At 69.1% G+C, this 7,137-nt stretch carries 8 protein-coding genes; 1 reads left to right on the forward strand and 7 read right to left on the reverse strand.

What is annotated here, in order from left to right; translation table 11 throughout:
• Positions 1-15 precede the first annotated feature (15 nt).
• The 6 genes from pheT to infC form a co-directional block, all read right to left on the reverse strand.
• Complete coding sequence (pheT, locus tag ACFPJ1_RS22235; RefSeq protein ID WP_380106620.1) at positions 16-2,505, reverse strand: phenylalanine--tRNA ligase subunit beta; 2,490 nt, start codon at positions 2,503-2,505, stop codon at positions 16-18.
• Positions 2,505-3,614: a phenylalanine--tRNA ligase subunit alpha gene (gene pheS, locus ACFPJ1_RS22240; RefSeq protein WP_380106622.1), complete on the reverse strand. Its 1,110-nt coding sequence runs from the start codon at positions 3,612-3,614 to the stop codon at positions 2,505-2,507. Before pheS ends, pheT begins: the two co-directional genes overlap by 1 nt.
• A gap of 38 nt (positions 3,615-3,652) precedes the next feature.
• On the reverse strand, positions 3,653-4,477 hold the full coding sequence (locus ACFPJ1_RS22245; RefSeq protein WP_380106624.1) for a TrmH family RNA methyltransferase: 825 nt from the start codon (positions 4,475-4,477) through the stop codon (positions 3,653-3,655).
• A 34-nt stretch (positions 4,478-4,511) separates the two neighbouring features.
• Positions 4,512-4,901, reverse strand: coding sequence for a 50S ribosomal protein L20 (gene rplT, locus ACFPJ1_RS22250; protein ID WP_132196459.1), 390 nt, complete (start codon positions 4,899-4,901; stop codon positions 4,512-4,514).
• Between the two features lie 78 nt (positions 4,902-4,979).
• Positions 4,980-5,174, reverse strand: a complete 195-nt coding sequence (gene rpmI / locus ACFPJ1_RS22255; protein WP_020390993.1) for a 50S ribosomal protein L35 — start codon at positions 5,172-5,174, stop codon at positions 4,980-4,982.
• Between the two features lie 71 nt (positions 5,175-5,245).
• Positions 5,246-5,971 (reverse strand): translation initiation factor IF-3, encoded by a 726-nt coding sequence (infC, locus tag ACFPJ1_RS22260; RefSeq protein WP_380106628.1) that lies wholly within the window; start codon positions 5,969-5,971, stop codon positions 5,246-5,248.
• A 299-nt stretch (positions 5,972-6,270) separates the two neighbouring features.
• On the opposite strand from infC, the gene ACFPJ1_RS22265 reads away from it, so the two are divergent.
• Positions 6,271-6,702: a DUF1844 domain-containing protein gene (locus ACFPJ1_RS22265; RefSeq protein ID WP_380106630.1), complete on the forward strand. Its 432-nt coding sequence runs from the start codon at positions 6,271-6,273 to the stop codon at positions 6,700-6,702.
• A gap of 98 nt (positions 6,703-6,800) precedes the next feature.
• Here the strand turns inward: ACFPJ1_RS22265 and ACFPJ1_RS22270 are convergent, their stop codons facing one another.
• Positions 6,801-7,076, reverse strand: coding sequence for a YggT family protein (locus tag ACFPJ1_RS22270; protein ID WP_380106632.1), 276 nt, complete (start codon positions 7,074-7,076; stop codon positions 6,801-6,803).
• Positions 7,077-7,137: the final 61 nt, after the last annotated feature.

The raw sequence follows: 7,137 nt of genomic DNA on the forward strand, positions 1-7,137 counted from the left end.
TCGTTCTCCGGACTGTCAGCCGACGCGCTGGACAGCGCCGAAGCGGTCGACGGTCACCTGTACCGCGGCCTGGCGGGCGGCCGCGACCTCGGTCTCGGTGAGGGTCCGGTCCGGAGCACGGAAGCGCAGTGCGAACGCGAGCGACTTCTTTCCCTCGCCGATCTGCTCGCCGGTGTAGACGTCGAAGAGCCGGATCGACTCCAGCAACTCCCCCGCGCCCTCGGCCAGCGCCGCTTGTACATCCGCCGCCGAGGCGTCGGCCGGCACGATCAGCGCCACGTCCTCCTTGGCCACCGGGTACGACGAGAACGGGTCCGCCACGATCGACGACGGCGCGGCCGCCATCAACGCCTCCAGGTCGAGCTCGACCGCGCTCGACCGGGCCGGCAGCCCGAACGCCTGGCAGACCTTCGGGTGCAGCTCACCGGCGTGACCGACGACCTTGCCGCCGACGGACACCTCGGCGCACCGGCCGGGATGCCAGGGCGCGAGCTCCACATTCCGCAGTACCGGCTCGACGCCGACCGCGTCGGCAACAGTCCGGGCCACCTGTACGGCGTCCGCCCAGCCCGCGGGCCGGCCCTTGCCCCACCAGCCGGAGGGGGTCCGCGAACCGGTCAGCACGACCGCGAGATGGAGCGGCTGGTCCGGCAGCGCGTCGTTCAGCGCCTGGATCTCTTCGTCGCTCGGGCGCTGCACGACGGACGGCAGCGGCGCGGGCTTGGCGTCCGGGCGGGGCAGGAAGACCAGGCCGGTCTGGAAGATCGCCAGGTCGGTGGCCCCGCGACCGACGTTGCGCTCGGCGGTCCGCAGTACCGTCGGCAGCAGCGTCGTCTGCATCGACGGCTCCTCGTCCGACAGCGGGTTAGCCAGCCGGACCGTCGTCCGACGCGGGTCGTCCGCGGACAGGCCCATCGCTTCGAAGTCGGCGTCGCCCACGAACGGGTACGACACGACCTCGGTCAACCCGGCCCCGATCAGCGCGGTCGCGATCCGCCGGCGGCGACGCTGCGACACGGTCAGACCCTGACCACCAGGAGCGGGCGGCAGGATCGACGGCACGTTGTCGTAACCGAACAGCCGGATGACCTCTTCGGCGAAGTCGTTCGGATCCCGCAGATCCGGCCGCCATGACGGTGCACCGACGACCAGGGTGTTGTCGTCGCCCTGCGGACCGGTGACGGAGCAACCGACAGCGCGCAGATGGCGGACCGACTCCTCGACCGAGATCGGGGCACCGGCGACCCGGGCCGCGTGGTCGGCGCGAAGGGTGACGCGCTTCGGCAGCAGGTGCGTGTCGATGACGGTCTCGTCGGGCTGGATCGTGCCGCCGGCCAGCTCGGCCAGCAGATCGGCGACCCGCTGCGCGGCGAACCGCGGCAGGGCCGGGTCGACCTCGCGCTCGAACCGGCGGGACGCCTCGGACGACAGCTTGTGCCGGCGCGACGAACGGGCGATCACGACCGGGTCGAAGTGCGCCGCCTCGATCACCACGTCGATGGTCGACTCCGAGATCTCGGTGGACGCGCCACCCATCACACCGGCGATTCCGATCGGACCGGAGTCGTCGGTGATCAGCAGGTCCTCGGGGTCCAGCTCGCGGGTCTGGTCGTCCAGCGTCATCAGCTTCTCGCCGGGGGTCGCCCGCCGGACCACGATCTCGCCGGACAGCCGGTCCCTGTCGTAGCCGTGGATCGGCTGGCCCAGCTCGAGCATCACGTAGTTGGTCACGTCGACACCGATCGAGATCGGCCGCATCCCCGTCAGCACCAGCCGCTGCTGCAACCAGCGCGGCGACGGAGCCTTCGGGTCGATCCCGGTCACGGTCCTGGTGACGAAGACGCTGTTCGCCTGCGCGTCGTCCACCCGCACCGGGTAGCCGCCGGTCTCCACCCCGGTCACGGTCAACGCCGCCGGATCCTTCAACTCCACCCCGTACGCCGTGGCGGCCTCGCGGGCGACGCCACGGATCGACAGGCAGTAGCCGCGATCCGGGGTCACCGCGATGTCGAGCACGTCGTCGCGCAACTGGAGCAGCTCGATCGCGTCGTCGCCCGGCTTCGCCTCGCCCGGCTCGAGCACGACGATGCCGTGCGTGCCGTCGTCGCCGAGGCCCAGCTCGGAGCTCGAGCAGATCATCCCGTTGGAGACGTGGCCGTAGGTCTTGCGCGCGGAGATCGCGAAGCCACCAGGCAGCACCGCGCCCGGGAGCACGACGACGACCAGGTCGCCGACCTCATAGTTGTCGGCACCGCAGACGACCCACTGCGGCTCGTCCTTGCCGATGTCGAGCGAGGTCCAGCGGATGGTCTTGCCGTTTTTCTGCGGCTCCGGCTCGAAGGTGAGCACCCTGCCGACCACCAGCGGCCCGGTCAGCCCCGCGCCCGCCTCGTCGACGGTCTCCACCTCGAGCCCGGCGCGAATCAGCTTCTCGCCGACGTCCCGGCCGGTCACCCCGGCGGGCAGCTCGACGTACTCACGAAGCCATGACAGTGGGACCCGCATCAGATCTCCATCCCGAACTGGCGGCTGAACCGCACATCACCCTCGACCATGTCCCGCATGTCCTGGACGCCGTTGCGGAACATCAACGTGCGCTCCAGCCCCATCCCGAACGCGAACCCGGAGTACCGATCGGTGTCGATGCCGGCGGACTGCAGGACGCGCGGGTTCACCACACCGCAGCCACCCCACTCGATCCAGCCCTCGCTGCCACAGGCGCGGCAGGGGCGGTCCGGGTTGCCGACGGACGCGCCACGGCAGACGAAGCACTTGAGGTCCACCTCGGCGGACGGCTCGGTGAACGGGAAGAAGTTCGGCCGCAGCCGCGCTTCCAGCCCCTCGCCGAACATCGACTGGACGAAGTGGTCGAGCGTGCCCTTCAGGTGCGCCAGCGTGATGCCTTCGTCCACCACCAGGCCCTCGACCTGGTAGAAGACGGGCGTGTGCGTCGCGTCGAGCTCGTCGGTCCGGAACACCCGGCCCGGGCAGATCACGTAGATCGGCGGCTTGCGGGTCAGCATCGTCCGCGCCTGCACCGGCGAGGTGTGGGTCCGCAGTACCGTCCCAGACCCGGGCGGGTCGACGAAGAAGGTGTCCTGCATCTGCCGCGCCGGGTGGTCGGGCTGGAAGTTCAGCGCGTCGAAGTTCAGCCACTCGGCCTCGACCTCGGGGCCCTCGGCGACGTCCCAGCCGAGCGCGGTGAAGACGTCCGCGATCTGTTCGGAGATCAGCGACAGCGGGTGCCGCGCGCCGAGCTCGGGAGTGTGCCACGGCAGCGTCACGTCGACGCGCTCGGTGGCCAGCATCCGCTCCTCGTGCTCGGCCTCGAGGATGGCGAGCCGGGCCGCGAAGGCCTCGTTGATCGCCTTGCGGGCCGAACCGATCCGCTGCCCGGCCTCCTTGCGCCCCTGCGGCGGCAGCGCCCCGATCTCACGGTTCGCCAGCGCGATCGGCGACCGGTCGCCCAGATGAGCGAGCTTCGCCTCCTGCAACTGTGCGAGGTCCGTGGCCGACTCGAAGGCCTTGAGCGCCTCGTCGCGGGTCCGCTCCACCTCTTCGGCGTGCAGCGGTGTCACCTCGACCGGGTCATAGTTCTTGTTCGGACCGGACATGCACAGGCCTTCCATTGCTTCAGTGATGTGGGGAAAGTCTATGAACTGGCACGAGCGCGTTGCGCGCGGGCCGAGGCGTAGAGACAGACGGCGGCCGCGGTGGCCAGGTTGAGGCTCTCCGCGCGGCCGTAGATCGGGACCTTCACCGAGCGGTCGACGATCGCGTCGAAGCCGTCGGGCAGGCCGTGCGCCTCGTTGCCGAACAACCAGACGGTCGGCTTGGCCAGCGTCCCGTCCTCGATGCACTCGTCCAGGTCGGAACTGCCGTATCCGTCCGCGGCGAGCACCTGCAGGCCCTGCTCACGCCAGGTCTTCGCGGCCGTCACCACGTCCGCCTCGACCGCGATCGGCAGGTGGAACAGGCTGCCCACGCTGGCCCGGACCGCCTTCGGATTGTGCGGATCCACCGACTCCGCCGACAGCACGACGGCATCCGCACCGGCCGCGTCCGCCGTACGGATCAGGGTCCCGGCGTTGCCCGGGTCCCGCACCTGGACGCCGACGGCCACCAGGCTCGCGGTCCGCGGTACGGCCTGGTCCAGCGGTACGTCGACCAACTGACAGACGGCGACAACCCCTTGCGAGGTGACCGTTTCGCTCAGCGCCTCGACGGCGGCCCGGTTCACGTCGTACCACGGGACGTCCGCGGCGGACGCGAGGTCCCGCAGGTCGCGGTGCCGGGTGGCCACGTCGGGTTCGGCGTACACCTCGAGCACCAGTTCGCGGTGCTCGAGCGCCTCCCGGACCGCCTGCGGTCCCTCGACCAGGAAGCGCCCGGTCTTGCGCCGGAACGCACGAGTGGCGAGCCTCCGGGCCTGCTTGATCCGCACGGATTGCGCGGTCAGCAGACCTGGGCTCGCCACTTCGGTGCTTGCTTTGCTACTGGATCGCTGCGGCTCAGGCCGCGGCGTCGCTCTTGGCGTTCAGGTCGGCCGGCAGGGCCGCCTTCGCCAGTGCCACCAGCGCGGAGAACGCGGGCGCGTCGTTGACCGCCAGGTCGGCCAGGATCTTGCGGTCGACCTCGACCTCGGCCAGGCGAAGACCCTGGATGAGGCGGTTGTAGGTCAGGCCCTCGGCGCGAGCCGCGGCGTTGATCCGCTGGATCCACAGCTTGCGGAAGTCGCCCTTGCGCGCCTTGCGGTCACGGTAGGCGTAGACGAGCGAGTGGGTGACCTGCTCCTTGGCCTTGCGGTACAGCCGCGAGCGCTGGCCGCGGTAACCGCTGGCCTGCTCGAGTACGACCCGGCGCTTCTTGTGGGCGTTGACCGCCCGCTTCACGCGTGCCATGAGGTGTTACTCCTTGTGTTTCTGCGCCGGAGAAGGTGGTCCACCCGGCGGGGTGTTCGGGGGGTGGGAAGAGCTGGCTCAGATACCGAGGAGCTTCTTGGCCTTCTTGACGTGCGACGGAGCGACCTCGACGGTGCCGGACAGGCGACGCTTGCGCTTGGTCGACTTCGCCTCGGCGAGGTGGCGCTTGCCGGTCTGCTCGCGACGCAGCTTGCCCGAACCCGTGATCCGGATGCGCTTCTTCATCCCCGAGTGGGTCTTCATCTTCGGCATGGCTATGTACTCCTGGTTTCTTTCGTTGACTCGATCGGGTGAGGCTCCGGCCTCGCGGCCGGAGCGCACCATCACTCCGGATCGAGGTTGTCTGCCGGACCCTTCGGCTTCTTGGTGGCGCCGGCGGCGCGCTCGGCCTCGTGCTGCTTCAGCTGCTCAGCACGCTCCACACGCTCGGCCTCCTGCTCGGCCTCGTGCTCGGCCTGCTTCTTGGCCTTCTCGGCTTCCACGTCCACGCGCGCCTCGGACTTCTTCTTGTGCGGTCCGAGCACCATGATCATGTTCCGGCCGTCCTGACGCGGCGACGACTCGACGAAGCCGAGCTCGCTGACATCTTCGGCCAGCCGCTGCAGCAGCCGGAACCCCAGCTCGGGGCGGGACTGCTCGCGACCGCGGAACATGATGGTGATCTTGACCTTGTCACCGGCACGCAGGAACCGAACGACGTGACCCTTCTTGGTCTCGTAGTCGTGCGGGTCGATCTTCGGCCGCAGCTTCATCTCTTTGATGACGGTGTTGGTCTGGTTCCGGCGTGACTCGCGCGCCTTCTGCGCGGTCTCGTACTTGTACTTGCCGAAATCCATCAGCTTGCAGACCGGCGGACGTGCCGTGGCCGCAACCTCGACCAGGTCGAGATCGGCTTCCTGTGCCAACCGAAGTGCGTCCTCGATCCGGACGATGCCTACCTGCTCACCGTTCGGTCCGACCAGGCGCACCTCAGGAACGCGGATGCGCTCGTTGACGCGCAGTTCAATGGTGATGGGTCCTCCTGGGTTGTTCGTTTTTACTGGTGCCACCTGAGTGTTCGCGCGGGGGTTTTCGCCCTGGAAATGACGAAAGGCCTCCGTGCGTCCACACGAAGGCCCAATTCCCAGATCGACGACGGTCCCACCCCGCTGAGGGGAGCTACGCCGTACGATCGCCGCTGTCCACCGGCCTGAACCGGAATGAACCTCGGCGTGACCGGGACCCGCCGACTTTCCATCGACTGGGTGGGAGGTGGCCCTCCGCTTAGACTCGAACCACCGGCAGCCCTCGAGTATTCCGCTCAGGGGTCACCGCTGGACCGGGTCGGTCGCCATGCAAGAGTAACAGCATGACCGACCCAGTCTCCACTCCGCCGGAATCAGCGACCGACCACGCCCCTGGAGACGGTGGTGAGCAGTCGCCGCGGGTGGATCCGATGTCGACGGTGTCGCGTGACATCGCCGAGGTGCCGAGTGTGGAGATCATCTCGACCGCGGCCCTCCACCTGATGAGCGCCGCCGCCGTCAACCTCGGCCTGGCCGAGGACCTCCCCGAGCACAAGGACCTGGACGAGGCCCGCTCCCTCATCGACGCCCTGGCCGGCCTCCTCGACGCCTCGGCCCAGAGCCTCGGCCACCACCACGCCGCCCCCTTGCGCGACGGCCTCCGCTCCCTCCAGCTCGCCTTCAAGGAAGCCTCCACCATCCCCGACGAACCAGGCGCCGGCCCCGGCGAGAAGTACACCGGCGAAGTCCACCCCGCAGCCTCCCGCCGCCGCTAGGTCGGAGAAGTCGCCGAGTCGTGGATTCGGGTCATTGGCAATCGATTGCCGGGCTCGCGGATCCACGACTGAGCGACCACTCACCTGCGATGCCGCGGTTAGAGGCTGAAGGCTATCGAGCGGAGGATCAGGGCGGCGATGAACACGACTGTGAATGCCAGATCGATGGACAGGCCGCCGGCTCTGATCGGGCGCACCTTTCGCCGCACCGGCGCGAGTACCGGCTCTGTCCAGGCGTGAGTGATGGAGCGCGCCCGGCCGGCCCACTGGGCGCCGTTCGCCACCACACCTGTCCAGTCCAGCACCATGCGCACGATCAGCAGCAAGATGAACGCCGTCAGGGCGTACCCGATCAGGGCTCCGATGATGCTCACTGGTGCACCATCCTCTGGTCGGTAACTCTGGATGGGTTGCCGATGCACCCGAGGTGCCGTT

Source organism: Kribbella qitaiheensis (genome assembly GCF_042657745.1).
Lineage (GTDB): Bacteria > Actinomycetota > Actinomycetes > Propionibacteriales > Kribbellaceae > Kribbella > Kribbella qitaiheensis.

Bases quoted from the DNA above. Each gene is read 5' to 3' on its own strand.
- rplT (WP_132196459.1), bottom strand. From the start codon at position 4,901: ATGGCACGCGTGAAGCGGGCGGTCAACGCCCACAAGAAGCGCCGGGTC.
- rpmI (WP_020390993.1), bottom strand. From the start codon at position 5,174: ATGCCGAAGATGAAGACCCACTCGGGGATGAAGAAGCGCATCCGGATC.
- ACFPJ1_RS22265 (WP_380106630.1), top strand. From the start codon at position 6,271: ATGACCGACCCAGTCTCCACTCCGCCGGAATCAGCGACCGACCACGCC.
- pheT (WP_380106620.1), bottom strand. From the start codon at position 2,505: ATGCGGGTCCCACTGTCATGGCTTCGTGAGTACGTCGAGCTGCCCGCC.
- pheS (WP_380106622.1), bottom strand. From the start codon at position 3,614: ATGTCCGGTCCGAACAAGAACTATGACCCGGTCGAGGTGACACCGCTG.